The following is a 21,645-nucleotide window of genomic DNA, read 5'->3' as shown; positions in this document are numbered from 1 at the left end:
GACGCCATTTCTTATTATTTACCCCACACTGCACTGAAGTGTTGGTTATCATCGTAGTTCTGTACTTTTAACAAACGTAATCCCTGACCGGAAAACTGGTTGAACTTAGCCTGGTAATCGGCAGAAGTCATACCGAAATAAGCGGCATAATTGTTCTGTTTAGGTCGCCAAACGCCGCCTACCTTACCATCATTCACACAAATGCTTTTCAGTTCCCATTTGCTATATAGTTCGTTGAACTTGTTGCTGAAATCAGTTGCATTCATACCATAGTAAAGATAAAAGCCATTATCAGCAGGTTTATTTACAAATACCGCTGCATGATATCTCTTGCCATTTACGGTGTAATCCGCATGTTCCTGAACATGCCATTTCTTGGTTACTACATAGTCTTTCCAGGCAGCATCAAAAGCAGCATCATTTGCATTGTGTATGGAATGAGCTGATTGTCCGGCCGGGTTCTTTTCCCATATTGCAGAAAACCGTGGATTACCGCTACCATCTTTAGTTACTGACAACTGACGGGGACGGAAGCCCTGTGCATTATAAGTATTGAACTTAGCCTGATAGGTATCACCAGTCATATAAAAATGTGCGTACCAGGCACCGGATAATCCCCACTGGAATGAACCGGCAGCATACAGGTCGCTACCGTTTCTATCTACACTTATTGTTTGCAGTGCCATACCCATACCGGTATAATAAGACCAGTATTTATTTACGATATCCAGCGGAACATTATGGAAGCTGGGGTAAAAAGGCGCAAACAAACGTGCATATGGTGTGTTTGATTCCAGGTCATAACAATCTACGCTGCTGCTGTTATAAGTACCGTACGGATCTACCAGTACCCATTCACCGCTGTGACCACTGCGGGTATCCAGTATCCTTGTTTCATAATGCAGATGTACATTAAAGGAACGGGTATCCGGATTTTTCATTGTACCATCATCATTCAGGATCACACCAATTCCACCGGAACCAGTGTTCCCGGAGTTCGCGATAAAATCTCCGGCCTTTACCATGTCACCCACCTTTACAGCGATAACCTGGCTATTGGTTCCCCAGCAGAGATTGCTGGTTGTGCCATTATTGGCAAACTTCATGTATTTGGCTGAAGGCGATTTCTTAGCCTGTGCACGGTCATGATCATAACCATCACGCAGATGAAGGTAGGTACTGCGGTATTTATATCCATCCGGAGCGGTATGCTCAATAGTGACGTTGTTGCCACCACCGTCTGACCACTGTACAGTGATCACCTTTCCGGGGGCTATCGCATATACACCAAAAGAAGGATCTTCATTTGCTGCAACACTACCTTTCCCATAGTCGATGGCACGGTGAGCATCATTCTTACCGTCTTTGTCATTATCCCAGCTGTAATAAAATCCCTGCCAGATACCAACAACACTGTTGCGGTAAGGAAGATATAAAGGCATATGTGCCTTTACAGAGCTGTATACCGGTTCCAGTGCGTCTTCTACTACGGGTGCAGCACAAACATTCGCGCTGTACATTTTAGCCAGAGCAAGTACACCCGGTGCATCCGCTTCTGTAAATACCAGTTGCTGCTGGGGCTTTGTTCTGATAGCCGGCCGGGCAGATAATACCTTAAAACTGCTTAAGACCGGTTTGCTGGTCGCTTCATCCCCGTCGGGTCCTTTGGGGATATCAATCGTGGGCTTTTTAACACTTCTGTACAATATTTCGGAAGAAAACCTGTCTTCCTGCAGGGGTTGTGGTCGTTGTGCGCATACATGTAAACAGAATAACATTGCTGCCGCAAAAGTTGCGATTTTCATACTACTTGGGGTTTAAATTAAATCAGGAAGCAAAGTACGTCTCTGAAAAAGAGAAAACAACTAACTCCTGTGCATTGTTTAAATTATATCAGGCTGCAAAGTAAATGTATTGACTACTGATTGAAAATGATCAATTAATATCTGGTATAAACCAACTGATAAATGGTTGCCTCAGCAAAATATTAGGCATATTATTTCTTTCAGCCGATTTACTTTACCATTTCATCTATACATTTCTCCTGTCTGTGGTTCGGCTGCAATACCTTCTTAAAATATCACGTTAAGGTACAGAGTTGAATTATTCGACTCAGTAAGATCACGTGAAGAAATCCCTTAGAAGACGTATAAGAATGTACTATCCTGCTCTAGCTGTTGTAGGTGTAATTTTGTTTTTCATGATAGACACAGCAGCACGGGACCTTCACGGAATTGTTACTGTTTCAGCAGACACCGTTGTTATACCTGTGAAGGATACACTAAAATATCCTTTGCAGGATCGTCATGGGGTGAAACTGATAGACCATGCAGAGAATGCTATGGATTTAAAAGATCCCAAAAGCATTCAGCAGGATGTAGATTATGACCCGGTTACAAGAGATTATATTATCTCTGAAAAGATAGGTGATCAATACTACAGAAAGCCTACCCTCATGAGTTTCCAGGACTTCTACAACATGCAATCCCGGCAAAGTGAGAATGATTATTTTATGAAAAGAGCCTCTACACTGGGTAATCTTAACAGGACCAGTGAAGCTCCTAAACTCTTTAAAAGCAACAGCATTTTTGACCGCATCTTTGGCGGTAATAAAGTAGATATCAAACCACAGGGGTCTCTGGAAATATCCATGGGATATGATGGACAATACATCAATAATCCCGTGCTGACAGAACGTGCGCGTAAGAGTGGTGGTTTTGATATGAACATGAACATCAACCTGAATGTAACAGGTAAGATCGGGGACAAACTGAAACTCATCACCAATTATAATACACAGTCTACTTTTGATTTTGAGAACCAGGTGAAACTGGAGTATACTGGTTATGATGATGAGATCATCAAAAAGATAGAAGCTGGTAATGTGAGCTTTCCGTTGAACAGTTCACTGATCAGTGGCATGCAGTCATTGTTTGGGATAAAGACACAATTACAGTTCGGGCGACTAACAGTAACGAGTGTATTATCCAGTCAGAAGTCGCAGAAACAAACGCTTACGCTGAAAGGTGGCAGCCAGTCGCAATCCTATACCATCAAAGGAAATGCCTATGATGAGAATAAGAACTTCCTGATGGCACAGTTCTTCCGCGACACGTTTAATTATGCGATGAGCAATCTGCCATCCGTACGTTCTCTTTCCAACATCACAAGAATAGAAGTATGGGTTACCAATAAAACAGGTACAACTACCAATACAAGAAACGTAATAGGATTGATGGACCTTGCGGAATACAATCCTTACAATACAACTGCTGTTCACGTCATTTCCGGTGGCAAGCTGCCCTATAACGGTATTAACGATTTATATGGTAATCTGGCCGGAGATGATGCCAGCAGGAATCCCAGTACAGTGGTGAGCCAGTTGCAGGCAGCCGGACTAACACCCGTGCAGGACTATGAAAAAACATATGCCCGTAAACTGGACAGCACAGAGTATACCGTTAATAAGAAACTTGGATTTATTACATTGAACAGCCAGCTGGCATCCGACCAGGTACTGGCTGTGGCCTATGAATACAGTTACAACGGGCGTACTTATAAAGTAGGTGATTTTGCACAGGATGTTCCGCCAGATGAAAGCAATGCCGCAAACAGCCGGGTACTGTTCCTGAAAATGCTGAAAGCAACCGCGGTACGTACAAAGCTACCCATCTGGAACCTGATGATGAAGAACATCTACTCTACCGGTGCTTACCAGTTGAGCAGCGCAGACTTCACCATGGATGTGTATTATAATGATCCCGGTACCGATACCCGTGCAGCCAGTCAGCGACGTTATCTCCCTGATGCTGTCAATGAATACAGTGGCGCTCCTATCATTTCTATTCTCAACCTGGATAATCTCAATAACAATAATGATCCGCAACCGGATGGTGTATTCGATTTTGTAAGCGGATATACAGTAGATGTATCTAACGGCCGTATCATATTCCCGGTGCTGGAACCTTTCGGAAAAGACCTTGCCAAAGCATTCGGGGGAAATGCTGCACTGGAGAAACAATACCTGTACCCACAACTGTATGACTCTACCAAAACAGCTGCGGAACAATATTCTGCGCTAAACCGCTATGTCATCAAAGGTAGTTACAAAGCAGGCAGCTCCTCTGAAGTATCGCTGAATGCATATAATATTCCTGCGGGATCTGTTACTGTTACTGCGGGTGGTAAAACACTCATAGAAAACGTCGATTATACGGTTGATTATAACCTGGGCAGGGTAAAGATTATCAATGACGGGATTCTGAGTTCGGGGTCCGCTATCAATATTGGCTTTGAGAACAGTGGCGCCTATGGTGAGCAGGTAAGGAACTACATGGGAACAAGACTGGATTATGTAGTGAATGATAAGTTATCCTTCGGTTCTACCATTGTACATATGAGTGAACGCCCCTACACCACGAAAGTAAATTACGGGGAAGACCCTATCAACAACACGGTTGTAGGACTGGATGGTAATTATAACTCTGCCTCTAAAGCGCTGACACGTTTGCTGAATAAATTACCCAACTATGAAACAACTACTCCTTCCCAGATAAGCCTGACAGGAGAAGTCGCACGCTTATTCCCGGGGCATAGTAAACTGATCAACTCTTTCGGCAGCAGTGAAGGGCAGGTATATATTGATGACTTTGAAGGAACAGAAAGTAACTACGACCTGAAAACACCTTCCTCCAGTTGGGCTTTAGCATCCACTCCGGTTGGCGCGACTGACACCACCGGTATGGAAATGTTCCCCGAAGGGTCATTGATAGACTCTTTGGATTATGGCAAAAACAGGGCATTATTATCCTGGTACATTATAGAACCTACTTTGCAGGTGACCACCAGCACCGGTCTGCCGGCTGGCGTTACAAAAGATGATCAGTCGGACCCAAGGGTGCGTATCGTATATGAAAAGGAAATATTCCCCAATGTATCTACCGAGTACTCACAAGCCCAGCTTACCACCCTCGATCTTGCCTATTTTCCTGACCAACGCGGGCCTTATAACTTTGAAGCCAGCAAGGCACAGGTAAATACAGATGGCACGCTTAAATCGCCTAAAAAACGCTGGGCAGGTATTATGCGTTCGCTGGACAATACCGACTTTGAATCATCAAACATACAGTACATAGAATTCTGGGTACAGGACCCTTTCATTAAAAACCCATCCAGTACAGGCGGGGATCTCTATTTTAACCTGGGGAGTATCTCTGAAGACATTCTCAAAGATTCACATAAAGCTTTCGAAAATGGGATGAAAGCCCCGGGAAGCACTACATACGATTCTACTACCTGGGGAAGAATGCCTACCTATGAACAACAGTTAACAAAAGCATTTGATAACGATGCCAACATCCGCCAATACCAGGATGTGGGATACGATGGACTGACCACCGCCGATGAAGCCTATTACCGCAGCAGTTACCTGCAACAGTTACGTAACAACTTTGGTACCGGCTCTGCGGTCTACCAGGCAGCGCTGGCAGATCCTTCCAATGACAACTACCACTACTACCGGGGAGATGATTACGATGCCAGAAAATTAACTATACTGGAGCGTTACAAGCGGTTCAGCATGCCGGAAGGGAACTCTCCCGCTACCAGCAGTAACGCATCGTATTCTTCTGCCGCTACCAATATACCGGAATCAGAAGACCTGAACTTTGATAATACCATGAATGAAACAGAGTCTTATTTCCAGTACAGGGTACATATGAAACCCAACATGGATATCGGCTCCAATTACATCGTGGATAAAATCAATGCTACGGTATCACTGGCAAACGGTTCTACCAGCACTGAAACATGGTACCAGTTCAAGATACCCGTGGATCAGTATAATGCGGCTGTTGGAGGTATTGCTGATTTCAAGTCAATTCGTTTTATGCGCATGTACCTCACCAATTTTGAGGATTCAGTAGTAATGCGTTTTGGTAAGCTGCAACTGGTGCGTAACCAATGGCGGCAGTATGGTTATGAATTACAGGCTGGTGCCGGAGACATGGTGACTGCATCTACCGCTACAACTTTTAACAATACCGCTGTTAATATAGAAGAGAACGCGTCCCGTACTCCGGTAGCGTATGTATTACCACCCGGCTTACAAAGGGAAAGCAGTCTGAGCACCAGCAACACCACTTTATTACTCAATGAGCAATCTCTTTCATTACAAATCTGTAACCTGCAGGAAGGTAAATCAAGAGGCGTATACAAAACGCTGGGCATGGATTTCCGGCGTTATAAAAAGTTACAAATGTTCATTCACGCGGAAGCAGTGAATGATGTAAATACACTGAAAGATAAAGACCTGGAAGCGGTGATCCGCATAGGCAGTGATTATACAGAGAACTTCTATGAATACCGTATTCCATTAACAACAACGAATTTTGGCGCTACAGCACAAACAGCCGTATGGCCTACCGCCAATAATCTTGATCTGACCCTTACAGATCTCAGCAGCTTAAAACAGACACGTAATAATGCCGGTGCATCTACGGCTACCCTATATGAGAAGAAACTACCCAATGGTAATACTATTGCGGTGATAGGGAATCCTAACCTGGGAGATGTAGAAGGGATGATGATGGCGGTATACAATCCCGCGAATGATGGTTTGGCCAAATGCGCAGAGGTATGGTTTGATGAACTGCGCTTAACAGGGCTTGATGAGAAAGGCGGTTATGCTGCTACCGGCAGATTGAATGCGCAATTAGCCGACCTGGGTACACTGGCCATCAGCAGCAATATGCATACTGCAGGTTATGGTGCTGTGAACCAGAGTCTGAATGAGCGTTTCCAGGATAATCTGCTGCAATATGATGCATCTTTGAACCTGGATATGGGAAAACTACTACCTAAAAAAGCACGTTTGTCTATTCCCATATATGCAGGTAAATCACAGTCGTCCAGCATGCCGGAATATGATCCATTCGATATTGATATCAAACTAAAAGAAAAATTAAGTCTTGCTGCCAATAAACACGAACGCGATTCTATCAAACAGCAGGCACAGGATGTTACTACTATCACCAGTCTTAACATCACCAACCTGCGTAAAATCAGTGATGGTAAAAAGAAGCTGAAGCCCTGGAGCATAGAGAACTTTGATCTGACCTATGCTTACACTGGTACCCAGCAACATAACCCTTCTACTGAAAGTTATGAGTTAATCAAAAACCGCGGGGTATTGGGGTATAACTTTAGTGCGCAGGATAAATTCAAAGAACCTTTTAAGAATTTAATCAGGAGTAAATCTCCCTGGCTGGGATTGCTGAAAAGTTTTAACTACAACCTCTTACCTTCCAATGTAAACTTCCGGGCTGATATTACCAGGCAGTTCAGTGCATCCAGGTTACGTAATGTAGGCAGTGATTATAAACTGAAAGAGACCTTTAGTAAATACTTTAATTTCGATAGATATTATGGTCTTAAATGGGACCTTACCCGTAATCTCAATTTTGATTTAACGGCTGTTAACAATGCCAGGATAGATGAACCGGATGGACGTATCAATACCAAAGCAAAGAAAGACAGCATCTGGCATAACCTGAAGAACCTGGGCCGTAATACCAATTACTTCCAGACCTTCAACGCGAACTATACTTTACCTCTGGCTAAATTCCCACTATTAAACTGGACAAACGTAGCAGTAAACTATTCAGCGCAATACCGCTGGACAGCCGCTTCTCTGGCCAACAGGATACAGGGAAATACCATTGAGAATACACAAACAACGGCTATCATTGCAGAGTTTAAATTCACTGAATTATATAGCAAGTCTAAATTCCTGAAAGGTGTATTGGGCATTAAAACAAAAGTACCACCCGGAAAAACGCCTCCTAAAACACCTGATATAGAAGTCTCTCCTCTTCTGAAAGGATTACTGAAACCATTACTGGCTATCAAAAGAATTAATATCAGTTATTCTGAGAATAATTATACCCGCTTACCAGGATATATGGACAGTACACAGTTAATGGGGATGAACTGGCGCAGTAAACAACCCGGACTCGCATTTATCTTCGGTTATCAGCCTGATTCAAAATGGCTGGACGATAAAGCCAGAAGGGGATTGATCAGTAAAGACACGCTCTTTAATTCACAGTTCCAGCAACAGTTTACACAGGCACTGAATATACAGGCCCAGTTGGAACCTGTTACCAGTTTACGGATAGACCTTACACTTACAAAATCGTTTTCCAAGAACCATTCGGAACTATTTAAAGACCGGTATGGACTAGGTGAATATGAGCACCTGGATCCTTATGACAACGGTGGCTTTGAAATAACGAACATCATGGTTAAAACGCTGTTCATGAAGAATGGTCTTTCACAGAGTTTTACAAATTTCAGGAATTACCGCGCCATACTTTCCAGTCGTTACTGGGCAGCCAATCCTTATGCACAGGACCCTTCCCTGCCTGTAGCTGATACTGGTGATGCAGCATATAAATATGGGTATGGGAAGTATGAACAGAATGTGCTGATCTCCTCTTTCCTGGCAGCATATACGGGAAAAGATCCAAAGAAGATAGGGCTGATAGCTACATCAGGATTAGATAAGATCCGCAGTAATCCTTTCAAAACGATGATCCCCTTACCTAACTGGCGTATTACTTATGATGGCTTAAGTAAACTCCAGCCATTCAGCGATTATGTGCAGAGTTTAATCCTTACACATGCGTATATCAGCAGTCTGAGTATGAATTCTTTTAACACTTCTTCCAGTTATATGGATGAAAGGTCGCTGGGCTATCCCAGTTTCAGGGATTCTATTTCCGGTAATTATGTCCCTTATTATGCAGTGCCGAATGTAACGATGTCTGAACAACTGAATCCTTTATTAGGTATAGATGTTACATTGAAAAACAATTTAAATATGCGCATGGAATATAAGAAGTCCCGCGCGCTCAGTCTTAGTTTAACAGACTATCAGTTAACAGAAGCGCGGACCAGTGAGATTACCATAGGCGGTGGTTATCGTGTAAAAGGATTAATACTCCCATTTGCTGTAGGGAAAAACGGTTCACATAAACTGGATAATGATCTTAATTTCAGGATGGACCTAAGTTACAGGGATGAGAAATCGGTGAATAACCAATTGGATGGTGGTGTATCTGTACCTACTTCCGGACAGAAAGTAGTGAGCCTCGCTCCTTCCATAGATTATGTCGTCAATAAAAAAGTGAATCTCAAATTCTATTATACACGTAAACAGACTATCCCGGTATTATCTACTTCAAGTCCTACCGTGACTACTACCGGCGGATTAACACTACGATTTGTATTAGGGCCATAAAAATTTTATTATTTTTATGCGGGATGCCAGAAAAGTCACTTTTACAATTAATAGCAGAAGGGGATGAAAATGCTTATCGTAGTTTTTTCTATGAATGGCAGGGAAGACTTTTTCATTATATCCGTACTATCATCAAATCTCCGCAGGTAGCGGAAGAAGTAGTGATGGATGTACTGACCAAGTGCTGGGTAGGCAGGGAACTGTTACCCCGTATTGATAACCTGGAAGGGTTTATGTTCCGTATTGCCTATCACCGGGCCATAGATTTCCTGCGGGCAGCCAGTCGTGATCCCAAACTGGTAGACCTGCTGATGGAACAGATAGAAACCGCGGATGCAGCCGCAGCAGATAACCTGGTTATCTCAAAAGAATATGATGAGAAATTAAGGGAAGCAATTGGTTTGTTAAGTCCTCAAAGGAAGAAAGTATACCTGCTAAGCAGGGAAAAAGGCTTATCTCATAAAGAGATAGCATCGGAGCTTGGCCTTTCTAAAAATACCGTAAGCAATCATATCACTGAATCTCAGCGTTTTATCCAGCAATATCTTACAGAACACCTCAACCTGGTGCTGGTTTTCATATTTTTTTATAAATAGATTAGTTGTTCCCTGTTTTTCCAACGTCTTGCTAATATGGATCACAGGTTAACTATACTCTGGCAGCGTTATCTGTCCAATACATGTACCCGTGAGGAGCTGGAAGAACTGCTGGCTGCTATGGACGATGAACAGTTGCACCAACAACTGTGGCTGGATAGTAAGGATGCTCCGGGTATTCCGGATGCGGCCGCTAAACTGGAGGCTATGCTGACAGCTACCAGACCTCAGCGCAAAATACGCTGGTGGCCTTATGCCACTGCCGCAGTAACAATAGGTATGATTGCCTGGCTGTATTTAAAGCCGGTACCTAAACCCTCTGCCCCACTGGCAGCAAAAACTATACACAAAACTGATATACAGGCAGGAACTAATAAGGCCACACTCACCCTGGCAGATGGTTCTACCATTGCACTGGATAGCATCGGCATATTACAGCAAGGTACTACCACCATCCGCCGTAAGCCGGGTATTTTACAATATGCTGCTCAGGGTAAACAGGAAACAGTAAGTTTTAATACGCTTTCTACGCCCCGTGGCGGACAATACCAGGTAATGCTGCCTGATGGTTCAAAAGTATGGTTAAACGCCGCATCGAGGCTTAAATACCCTACTGCGTTTAATGGGAAAGAAAGGATAGTGGAACTGGAAGGCCAGGCTTATTTCGAAATAGCAAAAAATGCACACCAGCCATTTAAAGTTCATGTGAATGGTTCTGATATACAGGTGTTAGGTACCAGCTTTGACGTGATGGCCTACCCCGATGAAAAAACAACCAATACCACCCTGCTGGAAGGTGCCGTAAAAGTAGCTGATAAAATACTGAAACCAGGACAGCAGGCGGCTGTATCCGGTCCGGACATCAATATCCGGCAGGTGAATACAGAAGATGTCATTGCCTGGAAGAACGGGTACTTCTCCTTCCGGGATGCAGACCTGCCAACTATTATGCGCCAGTTATCCCGCTGGTATGACGTTACCATCAGCTATCAGGGAGCCATTCCGCAGGGTACTTTTTCGGGGGAAATAGGCAGAACATTATCACTTGAACAGGCATTACAAATTCTGGAACAAACAAGAGTACATTTTAAAATAGAAGGCAGGCAAATAGTTATCCTGCCCTGATAATTTCCACGGGTTTAATTTTTCCATGTTATGAAACTGACAGCACTGCTACTGACATTCGTCTTGCTGAAAGCAAGCGCCCAACCAGTAACTTTTTCAGGGACCAACGTTCCCCTGGAAAAGGTTTTCTCCTCCATTAAAAAACAAACAGGTTATGTATTTTTCCATCGTAATGAGGATATGCTGGCGGCCCACCCCGTATCCGTATCCCTGGACAAAACACCACTGGAAACAGCCTTACGTGATGTGCTGAAAGACCAGCCACTGACGTATGCCATCCACGGGAATACCATCGTTATCAGCCGGAAAGTTATTACATCATCACCACCACCGCAAACAGACAAATTGCAGGGTAAGGTCGTGAACGAAAAAGGGGAACCTATTCCCGGTGCTACCATACAGATCAAAGGTACACAACGGGGCACTGCTACTAATGAAGCAGGTATTTTCACGCTTACAAACGTTCCTGATGATGCAGTACTGGTCGTCTCGGCACTAGGATTTAAAACAAAAACCGTCCCCATTACAAAGGACATTACCATTACCCTGGAAAGCGGTACAGAAGCCCTGGGAGAAGTAATCGTAGTGGGTTACGGACAGGTAAAGAAAACAGATCTGACCGGCTCTGTTACCACGGTCTCTGTCAATGAAATAAAGAAAGTAGCCGTCACATCTCTTGATCAGGCCTTACAGGGACGTGCTGCCGGGGTACAGGTTACGCAGAACTCAGGCGCTCCGGGTGGGACTACTACCATCCGTATCCGTGGCGGTAATTCCATTCAGGGAGATAATGAACCACTATATGTAATAGATGGTATCCCATTTAAAAATGATGGTGCTGCAAGTGGTTCCAGCTTCAATGTGTTAAGCACACTAAATCCTTCAGATATCGAATCTATGAGCATCCTAAAGGATGCTTCTTCCACCGCTATTTATGGTTCACGAGGCTCTAACGGAGTTGTAATTATTACTACCAAACGGGGTAAAGCAGGAAAATCTGTCATTAACTTTGATACTTATTACGGCATACAACAGGTACGCCGGAAATACCCGGTATTGAATGCGGGCGAATATGCACGTTTTGTGAATGAAGCCAATACCAACGATGGACTGGCACCCGTATACACAGATACACAGATTGCTGCTTTCGGAAAAGGGACCGACTGGCAGGATGAAATCTTCCGCCAGGCTCCTACGGCTAATTACCAGTTATCTATCAGTGGAGGAGATGAGAAAACGCAATATGCTATCTCTGCCGGATATTTCACACAAAAAGGAATTGTAGAGAATTCGGATTTCAACCGCTATTCTTTTCGAATAAACCTCGACAGAAAACTAACCAGTAAGATCAAGATAGGTAATAGCCTCTCCGTGAACCGTACATTGAATAACCAATCTCTCACAAATGGTAACCTGGGTAGTGCAGGGCTTGTGACGATGGCTGCTTTACAATTCCCACCATTACTGCCTGTATATAATAAAGACGGTACTTATCTCATTACAGATCCTGCCTTGAATTTCACTGCGGATAACCCGGCAGCACTGGCAAAAGAAAGTAAAAACACAAATACCGCCTATCGCATTTTTGGAAATATTTTCGCAGAATACCAGATTATAGATGGCTTAAGTTTTAAAGTATTACTGGGATTGGATGGAGTCCTGCAAAAACAGGACAGCTACCTGCCAAGGAGTGTGTCCAGCGGACTGGCACAGGGAGGCGCAGGTTCTATCTATAACGCACAATCTATTACCTGGCTGAATGAAAATCTCCTTACCTATACTAAAACATTTAATAAAATTCATACCCTGAGTTTTCTTGCAGGGTATACACAACAAGCCAACCGTACAGAGAACAGTACGGCTGCTGCGAGAAGTTTTGTGAATGATAACTTAGGCACAGGAAATTTAGGTGCGGGCGCAGTAGCTGTTACTCCTGGTTCGGGTATTGGCACCTGGGGACTGGAATCTTATCTCGGCAGAATTAATTATGGTTACCGGGATAAATATTTACTGACTACTTCCTTCAGGGCAGATGGATCTTCCCGTTTTGGCGCTAATAAACGCTTTGGATATTTCCCCTCTGCGGCTTTAGCATGGCGGGTAACCGAAGAACCTTTTATGAAACCACTTAAAGCGATCAATGATCTTAAAGTAAGGATTACTTATGGTTCTACCGGTAACCAGGATGGTATTGGTAATTATCCTGCTTATTCCCTTTTATCTACACAAAATTATGTACTTGGAAATACGGTCACTACCGGTATAGGCCCCGGCCAGATAGCAAACCCCGATTTATCATGGGAAACAACTACACAATCCGATCTTGGTCTCGATCTTTCTCTTTTTAACAGCAGGATCAATATCACTACAGATGTTTATTTAAAGAGAACAAGAGATCTGTTGTTAAATGTAACCATCCCATCTTCATCAGGTTTTTCCAGCGCTATTAAAAACCTGGGGAAAGTAGAGAACAGGGGTATAGAACTAAGTATCTCCACTAAAAATATTGATGGTGCGTTTCAATGGAGTACTGATTTCAATTTCTTATCCAACCGGAATAAAGTACTGGATATAGGAGGAGCTCCACAGATCTTCGCAGGAGAAGTAGCTAATATCGCACAGAATGTAAGTTCCGGTATTATCCGCGTTGGTGAGCCACTGGGATCTTTTTACGGATATGTAACTGATGGTGTATATCAGTCGGCAGCAGAATTGGCAGCACTCACAGATGCCAGTGCGAAAAAGGTAGGCGACCGTAAGTATAAAAATCTTAATAATGATACAAAGATTGATGATAACGATCGTACTATTATAGGAAGAGCACAGCCAAATTTCCTGGGTGGTATCAGTAATACTTTCTCTTATAAAGGTGTTGATCTTACTATCTTCTTACAGGGAGTCTCCGGTAATAAAATATTAAATGCCAACCGTTTTGAACTGGAGTATCTGAATGGTACAACTAACCAGGATAGGGACATGCTGGACAGATGGACTCCTACCCATACCAATACAGATATTCCCCGTGCTGCTACTACCCGTCCGGCTAACCGTATTTCCACCAGGCAGATAGAGGATGGTTCTTACCTGCGGCTGAAGAATGTACAACTGGCTTATACATTACATTTCAAGAGTGTACAATCTGTTCGTGTATACGTTACTGCACAGAATTTTGTTACCTGGACTAAATACAGTGGTTATGATCCGGAAGTAAACCGGTTTGGTCAGGATAGCCGCAGTCAGGGTTTTGACTATGCCAGTTATCCTGCTGCTAAAACTTTACTCTTTGGTCTCAATGTAAATTTCTAATTATGAAAAAGTATCTATCTATTATATTGATCACGTTATGTTCCTGTAACCTGCTTGATCAGACTTCTGAATCCAGTTTTACACCGGATAATTTCTATAAAAATGCGGATGATGCCAAAGCTGCTGTCAATTCGGTGTATGACGCGATGAAAGGCGCAAATATGTATGATCAGGTGATGTGGGTATTGCAGGACCAGGCAACTGATGATGCAGAATGGGGTGGCGGTCGTTCCACTGCTAATCAGGCGAAGAACGACCTGGATAAATATACATTTACTCCTGCTACCAGTACGTTTCAGTCGGTATGGTCTGCTGCCTACCAGGGCATTAACAGGGCGAATACCGTACTGGCCCGTGTACCTGCTGTGCCAATGGATACGGCGTTAAAAAGCCGCTTGCTGGCAGAAGCAAAATTCATGCGGGGCTTTTACTATTTTACTTTAGTCAGATTATTTGGCGGAGTACCATTGATATTACAGGAAACTACTTCGCTGAATGACCTTGCTGTAGCAAGAGCTACAGCGGATGAAGTATATACACAGATCATAGCAGATTTTTCAGCAGCAGAGATAGTTTTACCGCTTACGTATACCGGTGCGGATGCTGGCAGGGCAACGCGCGGTGCCGCGAAAGCATTCCTGGCGAAGGTATATTTAACCCGGGCAGACTGGCCTGCTGCTGCCGTTAAATCAAAAGAAGTAATGGATCTTGGGTTCTATGGGTTGTGGGATAACTTTGCAGATGCTTTTGCATTGCCTAATAAGAACGGGAAAGAAGCGGTGTTTGAAGTACAGGCTGTTGGTGGTGGATTAGGAGAAGGAAGTTATATGCAGGGTTATATGCGGCCTAACTTTGACCGTGTAAATGGGATTGCTGGCTTTGGAGATGATCCTGTTACTGCGAATCTTTATAATACTTATCGCGCACAGGATAAACGAAGGGATGTGACGATAAAGTTATACACCCCCACTGGTACCCCTCCAGCACCTGCCAGTGTTACTTTCCCGGCGTATGTACACAAATATCTTGATCCTTCTGCAACAGCAAATGGAGAAGGCAGCAATAACTTTCCCATCATCCGTTATGCGGATGTATTGCTGATGTATGCGGAAGCGTTGAATGAACAGGCCGCAGGCAATGTGAATGCTTATGATGCTGTGAACAGTATCAGAAAAAGAGCCGGGCTGGAAGATTTTCCGGTTACATTAAGTCAGGACCAGTTCCGGGACAGTGTGTTACTGGAAAGACGGCTGGAACTGGCATTTGAAGGGCATCGCTGGTATGATCTGGTAAGGACTAAAAGATTGATTAGTGCGATGCAGGCACAGAATTCATCTATTACAGTGGCTGAGAGAAATTATTTATATCCTATTCCTCAGACAGAAAGAGATGTAAATAAAAACTTAACACAAAATCCTCTTTACTGATATGCATAGAAGGAGTTTTTTACAGACAGGATTACTAACAACATCATTAGCTGTACAGGAGAAATACTTCCCTTTCAAAAGGAGTTCCCCCCTTTCTTCAGAAAGTATTATTATCAATGCTGGTATAGGTGGGAATAATACAGAAGATCTGTTACAAAGAATAGATAAAGATTGCCTGGCCCATCATCCGGACCTTACCATTCTCATGATAGGTACAAACGATATGAACAGCAGAAAATATATTCCTTTGCCTGCTTATGAAAAGAACTTAAGGGAGATCGTTTCAAAGATAAAAAGTAAGATATTACTGATGAGCATCCTGCCTGCTTATGAGCCATATTTATATACCCGTCATCCGCAAAGTTTCTATGCGCCAGAAGGTCATAGCGGCAGGAAACAACAGGTTAATGAAGTGATAAAAAAAGTAGCTGCTGATAATAAACAATCTTTCCTCGATATGGACCATATCTTTCAGCGGATCGGTAATATAGGACTGGATGAAGATAGTTTAATCCAGAATGAGGCCAACAGTAAAAAGACGGACGGTATTCATCCTACTCCTGAAGGATATCGCACCATGGCAGTGGCCATATTTGAGTATATTGTACAACAACAGTTACCCACCGGTCGTATCGTTTGTTTTGGAGATAGTATCACCTTCGGTGATGGTGGTACGGAAGGCAAAAGTTATCCGGCTTATTTAAAAAGATTATTATGAAGAAACTATTCATTGTTATAACACTCTCACTTTCTATTACAACCTACGCTCAAAAAGCAGATGTAATTATTTATGGTGGTACTGCCGCAGCTGTTACGGCTGCTGTACAGGTAAGCAAAATGGGCAAATCTGTCATCATCGTCTCTCCTGATACCCACCTTGGTGGACTATCTTCCAATGGACTGGGTTTTACAGATACCGGTAATAAATCCGTTATCGGCGGACAGGCACGTGAATTTTACCACAGGGTATATCTGCATTATCAGCAACCCGATGCATGGCAATGGCAGAAACAATCTGAGTACGGGAATAAAGGGCAAGGTACTCCTGCCATGGACGGAACAGCACGTACAATGTGGATCTTTGAACCTCATGTAGCGGAACAGGTTTTCGAAGATTTCATCAAAGAACATCATATCAAAGTATACAGGAATGAATGGCTGAACCGTAAAACGGTGCAAAAGAAATCCGGGAAGATCATAGCTATTTCAACTCTTAGTAATAAGACTTTCTCAGGAAAAGTATTTATTGATGCTACCTATGAAGGAGACCTGATGGCCGCCGCAGGCGTACGTTATCATGTAGGCAGGGAAGCCAATAGTGTATATGGTGAACAATGGAATGGTATACAGACGGGCACCCTTCATCATGGTCATTACTTCAAAACCGATATCAGTCCGTATAATGTTCCCGGAGATGTAAGCAGTGGTTTACTCCCACGTGTTTCAGATAAAAATCCTGGTAAGAAAGGCGATGGTGATAATAAAATACAGGCTTATTGTTTTCGTATGTGCCTCTCTGATAATCCTGATAACAGGATACCTTTTACAAAACCTGTTGGTTATGATTCCTCTCAATATGAATTACTGGTAAGGGTCTTCAACAGCGGATGGAGGGAAACTTTTAACAAGTTTGACCCTATCCCCAATCATAAAACAGATGTAAATAATCATGGACCTTTTAGCACAGATGATATAGGAATGAATTATGATTATCCTGATGCATCTTATGAGAGAAGAAAAGAGATTTTCAAAGAGCATGAGTTGTATCAGAAAGGATTGATGTACTTCCTGGCGAATGATACCCGTGTTCCTTCGGAGGTACGTACCACTATGAGCAAATGGGGATTAGCCAAAGATGAGTTTACAGATAATGGTAACTGGCCTCACCAGTTATATGTAAGAGAAGCCAGGAGAATGATAGGCGTGGATGTAATGACAGAAAATGAGGTAATGGGTATAAAGCCGGTATCTGATCCTGTAGGGATGGGTTCTTATACATTGGATGCGCATAATGCCCAGCGTTATGTAAAAGAAGATGGATTTGTACAGAATGAAGGTGATATAGGGGTTGATATCAAACAACCTTATAAGATCTCTTATGGAGCTATTATTCCTAAAAAAGAAGAGTGTCAGAACCTGCTGGTACCGGTATGTGTATCCAGCTCGCATATTGCTTTTGGGTCTATCCGTATGGAGCCGGTATTTATGATTTTAGGGCAGAGTGCCGCGACAGCGGCAGTATTGGCTATAGAAGGAAAAACAGCCGTACAGGATGTGAACTATGAGAAATTGAAAGAACAGTTATTGAAAGATAAACAACGGTTAGAATAAGTTTATGTACATTTTAAATGTAAAGAGCTACTCCTAAACGGGTAGCTCTTTACATTTAAAAAATCAGAGTGTTATTTTTTTAGCTCCTCCATCTATTTCTTTGATAAATCTGATAATACCATTCATATATACCTGTTGATCATCATAGAGAGACATATGACTGCCATTAGGGCAATACAGGTAACTACCATTCTTCACGGTATGTGCCAACCATTTCATTGCTTCAGGATCCATGCTATCATATTTGGCACCTATACTCAGTACGGGAATGGTTAATCCTGCTAACTGAGGTTTTACATCCCAGCTGAGCAGTTTACCTCTCAATCCAAATTCACTGGGTCCCTGCATAGTTACATACAGATCGTTGTTTAGTCTTCCAAGCGCGCGTAATAATGGCTCCGGCCATGGATCAAGTCTGCATATATGCTGTGCATAATAATTCGGCATCAGCAGCTCCATGTATTTAGGGTTCCCGAAATCACCTTTTGCCTCAATCTGACGCAGCGTATCCAGCACCAGTGGGTCCATTTGTTTGGCCAGTACATCTTCTGAATACTTATTATAATCTGCCGCACTTGGCATCATATCCGAAATAATCAGTGATTTAAGATGATGCTGGTATTTTACTGCATATTGCATAGCCAGGATACCACCCCATGAATGCCCGTAAAGGTAAAAGTTAGTGCTGTCCAGGTGTAATGCGGTACGCACCTGTTCTACTTCTTCCACGTAACGGTCGAGATCAAATAAAGAAGTATCTTTTGGATTATCAGAATATCCGCAACCTAACTGATCATAATAGATAAACTCAATGCCTTCTTTAGGGAAAAAGCTTTCAAATGCTTCCAGGTACTCATGACTGACACCAGGTCCGCCTGCTAACAGTAATACCTTAATAGTAGGGTTATTACCAATTGTTTTAGTCCATACATTGAACTTCCCTTTTGGTGTTGTAATGGGGATTATTTTTATACCAGCTACCTGCACACCGGAATCAGCTGGTGCAAAATAATCAGTAGTAGTTTTAGAAGGCCCCGCGGGCGAGGTGCAGGACATGAGAAAAAGAGACGCTATTATAGCACAAACATAGATTGAACGTTGTAACATCATTGTTTTGTTAAGGTTAATGGTTAACTGTATTATAGCCCAAAAGTAAGTTATCCAACAAAAAAACGACTCTATCAAGAGTCGTTTTTTTGTTGGATAACTTACTTTCTATAGATACGAGACTCCGTACGGAGCCCTTATTTCTTCAGCAGATTACTTGTCACGTAATCATAACTCTTTTTAATACTTACAAAAGGATCTATTGAAATCTGGTCCTGTTCTACAAAAGCATATTTCACGCCTGCTGTACTGGCATTCGCAAAAATAGTTTTGAAATCAACAGCACCACTGCCAACTTCTGCAAATTTCACCAATGGTAATATCTCCATAGAAGTTTTATGGTCTGCATCTCCACCAGCAATCTTCTCAGTAGCAGATTTATCAATATCCTTTACATGCCACATGGCGAAACGGCCCGGATATTTCTTAAACAATGCAACAGGATCACTGCCTGCTTTAATTGCCCAGAAAAGATCCAGTTCAAAACTCACCAGGGAAGCTTCTGTTTCTTTTAACATGATCTCATAACCGGTAGTCTTTACATCTGCCAGTTGTCTGAATTCCCAGAAGTGATTATGATATCCCACCTTCAAACCTGATTTCTTCGCCAGCTCACCCGCTTTATTCAACTGGGTAGCCATGAATTTAAAATCATCGGAAGTCAGTTTATCCCATAATGCATGGGGAGGCACCGGTACTACCAGGTATTCCTGACCCAGTTCTTTTGCAATATCAATCTGCACTTTCAGCGCTTCATCCTTTCCGTTACCACGGGTTAAATACTCATCCAGCTGATAATGGCCACTATGAGTAACCAGTTTATTTGCCTTTAACAGGGAAGAAAGCCCTTTAGGGTCTAATCCCCAGAACTGGTCTGCCTGTTTAGGTCCTTTATAACCATAATAGGTTTCTACATGTGCAAACCCTGTTTGCGCCACCTTTTCAATGGTCCCTTTCACATCTTTTCCAAGCTGGTCGCGAAGGGTATATAACTGAATGCCGATTTTACTGATAGTATTAGCATTTCCTCTGCTAAAGATATCAGATGGGTTAATCATTAATCCGGCAGCGATCAGGCCGGCCTGTTGCATAAAAAGTCTCCTGGAATTCATGTTTTTAAATTTTGAACGTGGCACATAATTAATGGAAAGTACAAAAAAAACAATAATTCTGCCAAAATTTGGACAAATGGTAAGGGCTGCTCCGGGGAGCAGCCCTTTTCGTAGGCATAGGGATTATAGGATAGACTATTTCTTGGTTCTTATTCTTGGTTCTTACGGAATGGTAACAGTTACTCCAAACCGGAGTGTATTGGATAGTGGACTTTTGGTAATACCGCTGCCCGAAGGCACTACATAAGCGATATTAAACATGGCAGTTTCATATTTGTAACCTACTCCTGTAGTGAGGTAGTTACGGCCGCCATGATATTTATCTTCATAGAAATAACCCGCTCTTATAAAAAACTCATTCTTATAACTGTATTCTGTTCCGAGTGAAAACTGGAAAGCCTTTAAGCCGCCATTATCTCCACCGAAAGACTTGAAATAACTTGTCACAACACTGCCTTTGTAATACTCAGCAATCCCCGCAGAATCCGTCGGAGGTACTGGTGTTAGTAGCTTGTTAATGTCCAGCGCAAACAGGAACTTGCTCTTCTGATCATCCAGCGGCATCGTATAAGACGCTCCCAACCCTAAATTAGCAGGAAGGAATTCTTTGGATGTAGTGTTACTGCTGTAATTTACCCTGGAACCCAGGTTGGTAAGGGTAGCGCCGAATGCATATCCTTTCCCGGCCTCATTAAGGTCGGTATAAAACGCAGAGAGATCTACGCCGAATGCACTACCGGCTTTATAGGTTGTTAATGAGTTGTTCGCAGCTCCGCTGGCTAATTTAGAATTAATGAAACGGGCAGCCAGGGCAATACTCAGTTTATCACTCAGTTTACGTGAATATCCTCCTTCGAATGAAAATTCCCTGGGATGAGAACTGCCAAGCATATTACCGGATGCATCGGAAAACTGCAGGTTACCCAGACTAAAATACCGTAACGAAGCACTAATAGCCTGCATTTCATCCAGTTTGTGATAACCAGTTATAGTTGCCAGGTATATATTACTGCTGATACCTCTTAACCAGGGTGTGTAATTGGCAGCTACAGCATTGGGAGAAGTATTGAACACTATTTTGGAAAGATTGTAAAAAGATGCATTCGCATCGGGAGAGGTGGCAATGCCTGCTTCCCCCATCCCTCCTGCCCGTGCATCCGGAGAAATCCGCAAAAAAGGAGCTGCTGATGAAGCAACATTCAGGATCTTGCTAAAATCCTGTGCCTGGATCATCGCTGGCATCCACATCACAAATAAAATGGCCAGGAAAGAAAATTGTCTCATCTGATAAATTTGTTTTCTTTAAAAGTCCCGGCAATATTCATTGCCGGGACAACTCT

Annotated in this window: 11 protein-coding genes; 7 read left to right on the top strand and 4 right to left on the bottom strand. The window is 42.9% G+C overall.

The window, feature by feature from the left end:
• Positions 1–14: 14 nt before the first annotated feature.
• A complete protein-coding gene (locus tag BMW86_RS31185; protein WP_089787689.1) occupies positions 15–1,805 on the bottom strand; it encodes a M23 family metallopeptidase in 1,791 nt (596 codons plus the stop codon).
• Between the two features lie 395 nt (positions 1,806–2,200).
• On the opposite strand from BMW86_RS31185, the gene sprA reads away from it, so the two are divergent.
• Genes sprA through BMW86_RS31150 form a run of 7 tightly spaced genes read left to right on the top strand, consistent with a single transcriptional unit; the run spans position 2,201 to position 18,086 of the window.
• On the top strand, positions 2,201–9,301 hold the full coding sequence (gene sprA / locus BMW86_RS31180; RefSeq protein WP_255373051.1) for a T9SS outer membrane translocon Sov/SprA: 7,101 nt from the start codon (positions 2,201–2,203) through the stop codon (positions 9,299–9,301).
• A 23-nt stretch (positions 9,302–9,324) separates the two neighbouring features.
• Positions 9,325–9,897 carry an RNA polymerase sigma factor gene (locus BMW86_RS31175; protein WP_089787685.1) on the top strand — a complete coding sequence of 191 codons (573 nt, stop codon included), beginning with the start codon at positions 9,325–9,327 and terminating at the stop codon, positions 9,895–9,897.
• A gap of 36 nt (positions 9,898–9,933) precedes the next feature.
• Positions 9,934–11,022 (top strand): FecR family protein, encoded by a 1,089-nt coding sequence (locus BMW86_RS31170; protein ID WP_089787683.1) that lies wholly within the window; start codon positions 9,934–9,936, stop codon positions 11,020–11,022.
• A 30-nt stretch (positions 11,023–11,052) separates the two neighbouring features.
• Positions 11,053–14,328 (top strand): TonB-dependent receptor, encoded by a 3,276-nt coding sequence (locus BMW86_RS31165; RefSeq protein ID WP_089787681.1) that lies wholly within the window; start codon positions 11,053–11,055, stop codon positions 14,326–14,328.
• A gap of 2 nt (positions 14,329–14,330) precedes the next feature.
• A complete protein-coding gene (locus BMW86_RS31160) occupies positions 14,331–15,755 on the top strand; it encodes a RagB/SusD family nutrient uptake outer membrane protein (RefSeq protein ID WP_089787679.1) in 1,425 nt (474 codons plus the stop codon).
• A 1-nt stretch (position 15,756) separates the two neighbouring features.
• Positions 15,757–16,473: an SGNH/GDSL hydrolase family protein gene (locus BMW86_RS31155; RefSeq protein ID WP_089787677.1), complete on the top strand. Its 717-nt coding sequence runs from the start codon at positions 15,757–15,759 to the stop codon at positions 16,471–16,473.
• Complete coding sequence (locus tag BMW86_RS31150) at positions 16,470–18,086, top strand: FAD-dependent oxidoreductase (protein WP_089787674.1); 1,617 nt, start codon at positions 16,470–16,472, stop codon at positions 18,084–18,086. The genes BMW86_RS31155 and BMW86_RS31150 overlap by 4 nt, the downstream gene beginning before the upstream one ends.
• 63 nt (positions 18,087–18,149) lie before the next feature.
• Here the strand turns inward: BMW86_RS31150 and BMW86_RS31145 are convergent, their stop codons facing one another.
• The 3 genes from BMW86_RS31145 to porV all read right to left on the bottom strand — a co-directional run bounded on the left by BMW86_RS31145 (position 18,150) and on the right by porV (position 21,589).
• A complete protein-coding gene (locus BMW86_RS31145) occupies positions 18,150–19,142 on the bottom strand; it encodes a proline iminopeptidase-family hydrolase (RefSeq protein WP_255373050.1) in 993 nt (330 codons plus the stop codon).
• A 188-nt stretch (positions 19,143–19,330) separates the two neighbouring features.
• Complete coding sequence (locus tag BMW86_RS31140; RefSeq protein WP_089787670.1) at positions 19,331–20,305, bottom strand: sugar phosphate isomerase/epimerase family protein; 975 nt, start codon at positions 20,303–20,305, stop codon at positions 19,331–19,333.
• A 162-nt stretch (positions 20,306–20,467) separates the two neighbouring features.
• Positions 20,468–21,589 carry a type IX secretion system outer membrane channel protein PorV gene (porV, locus tag BMW86_RS31135; protein ID WP_089787668.1) on the bottom strand — a complete coding sequence of 374 codons (1,122 nt, stop codon included), beginning with the start codon at positions 21,587–21,589 and terminating at the stop codon, positions 20,468–20,470.
• Positions 21,590–21,645 lie beyond the last annotated feature (56 nt).

The sequence above is a fragment of the Chitinophaga sp. YR573 genome (assembly GCF_900110995.1).
Lineage (GTDB): Bacteria > Bacteroidota > Bacteroidia > Chitinophagales > Chitinophagaceae > Chitinophaga.
This window is presented reverse-complemented; position numbering and strand designations above follow the sequence as displayed.

Bases quoted from the DNA above. Each gene is read 5' to 3' on its own strand.
- BMW86_RS31185 (WP_089787689.1), bottom strand. From the start codon at position 1,805: ATGAAAATCGCAACTTTTGCGGCAGCAATGTTATTCTGTTTACATGTA.
- sprA (WP_255373051.1), top strand. From the start codon at position 2,201: ATGATAGACACAGCAGCACGGGACCTTCACGGAATTGTTACTGTTTCA.
- BMW86_RS31175 (WP_089787685.1), top strand. From the start codon at position 9,325: ATGCCAGAAAAGTCACTTTTACAATTAATAGCAGAAGGGGATGAAAAT.
- BMW86_RS31170 (WP_089787683.1), top strand. From the start codon at position 9,934: ATGGATCACAGGTTAACTATACTCTGGCAGCGTTATCTGTCCAATACA.
- BMW86_RS31165 (WP_089787681.1), top strand. From the start codon at position 11,053: ATGAAACTGACAGCACTGCTACTGACATTCGTCTTGCTGAAAGCAAGC.
- BMW86_RS31160 (WP_089787679.1), top strand. From the start codon at position 14,331: ATGAAAAAGTATCTATCTATTATATTGATCACGTTATGTTCCTGTAAC.
- BMW86_RS31155 (WP_089787677.1), top strand. From the start codon at position 15,757: ATGCATAGAAGGAGTTTTTTACAGACAGGATTACTAACAACATCATTA.
- BMW86_RS31150 (WP_089787674.1), top strand. From the start codon at position 16,470: ATGAAGAAACTATTCATTGTTATAACACTCTCACTTTCTATTACAACC.
- BMW86_RS31145 (WP_255373050.1), bottom strand. From the start codon at position 19,142: ATGTCCTGCACCTCGCCCGCGGGGCCTTCTAAAACTACTACTGATTAT.
- BMW86_RS31140 (WP_089787670.1), bottom strand. From the start codon at position 20,305: ATGAATTCCAGGAGACTTTTTATGCAACAGGCCGGCCTGATCGCTGCC.
- porV (WP_089787668.1), bottom strand. From the start codon at position 21,589: ATGAGACAATTTTCTTTCCTGGCCATTTTATTTGTGATGTGGATGCCA.